This window comes from Mycobacterium sp. 1165178.9 (genome assembly GCF_001673555.1).
Classification (GTDB): Bacteria; Actinomycetota; Actinomycetes; order Mycobacteriales; family Mycobacteriaceae; genus Mycobacterium.
Genome location: NZ_LZMB01000275.1, coordinates 1 through 1,266 on the forward strand (window position 1 = coordinate 1; position 1,266 = coordinate 1,266).

Below are 1,266 nucleotides of genomic sequence, written 5' to 3' on the forward strand. Positions count from 1 at the left end.
CGTTGTCGGCCCAGTGGACGTCTTCCAGAAGGATCGCCAGCGGGGTCTGTGCGGCTGCCGTATGAATGGCGTCGGCCAAATCGTGCACCACCCAGTAGCGGAGATCGGCCGACGTGCCCAAGCGACGCAAAGCCTCCGCATCACCGACGGGGGGATCCGCGCGCAGCGTCGCCATGAACAGCGAGAAAAACGGCACCGTCTGCTGATACTCGAACGCCTCGCCGAACAGTGCCCGAACACCGGCCTTCTCGGCGAGCGCCAAGACCTCGGTGAGCAAACGACTCTTGCCGATGCCGGGCGGACCTTCGATGACCAGAACGCCCCCGCGCCCTTGGGCCACCGCGGTAACCAGTGCGCCGATCAGTTTCAGCTCGTCTGCCCGCCCCCGAATCGGCGGGGTGACCAGCCGCTGGCCGCCGACATCAAATAAGCCGGTTGAAGACCCCACGGGGTTCCCTGTCTTCCGTCTAGCGGACTGTCACTGCAGTGCACGTCATTCTAGGCCGCGCACGTCGACTACCCGATGCGCTGTCGATCGGTCAGCGCCTCGCATGAGCTGCGCCAATTGGGCGCGGGAAGTAATGCCGAGCTTGGCAAACGCATTGCGTACGTGGGTCTTCACGGTGTGGGGGGAGAGGTGCAGCTCGGTAGCGACGTCGCGGTTGGTCGCGCCCTGTGCGATGAGGTTGACGACCCTGAGTTCGGAATCGGTGAGGCTGTCCCAGCCCGTTTTTGCTCGCGGGTGGCTGACGATGCGCCGTTCCACGCCCAACCCACGCAGCGCGCTGGCTTGGCGACATCAGCCTACTGGGGACACCCCTTTTCCCCCATGCATTGGTTCGGCTGATCTTGGCTGCGCGGGTGGCCTCGGCCGCCGGTGATGCCGGCTTGCGCGCGCGGGTCTTGCAGGCCGCCGAGGTGCTTGAGCGTGAACGACCTGCGGTGCCACTGCTGGCGGCGGTGGCTCGGTATGCCCGCGCGATCCTCGAACACGATGCCCAGTCGTTGGTGGCTGTTGCGGAGTTGCTTCGCACTTCTTCGCGGCCGCTTCTTTACGCCAGCGCTGCCGAGGACGCCGGCGGCGAGCTGGCTCGCGCAGAGCGCAACGCTGAGGCCCTCGATCAACTGAACGCGGCATTCGACACCTACATCGAGTGCGGGGCGACCGCCGACGCCCGTCGGGTCGGCCGCGCGCTGCGTGGGTTGGGCGTGGAACGGCGCATCGTCAGCCACCCGCGAGCAAAAACGGGCTGGGACAGCCTCACC

General features: G+C 66.6%; 2 protein-coding genes and 1 pseudogene. 1 reads left to right on the forward strand and 2 read right to left on the reverse strand.

The genetic code is table 11. The features are described 5' to 3' along the window. On the reverse strand, positions 1–448 hold a 448-nt coding region (locus A5652_RS11970; protein WP_156745292.1), incomplete at its 3' end, for an ATP-binding protein. 45 nt (positions 449–493) lie between these two features. Beyond that, complete coding sequence (locus A5652_RS11975; protein WP_067350967.1) at positions 494–766, reverse strand: response regulator transcription factor; 273 nt, start codon at positions 764–766, stop codon at positions 494–496. A gap of 11 nt (positions 767–777) precedes the next feature. Here A5652_RS11975 and A5652_RS11980 point away from each other — a divergent pair. Beyond that, positions 778–1,266, forward strand: a pseudogene (locus A5652_RS11980) (LuxR family transcriptional regulator); the annotation flags it as partial.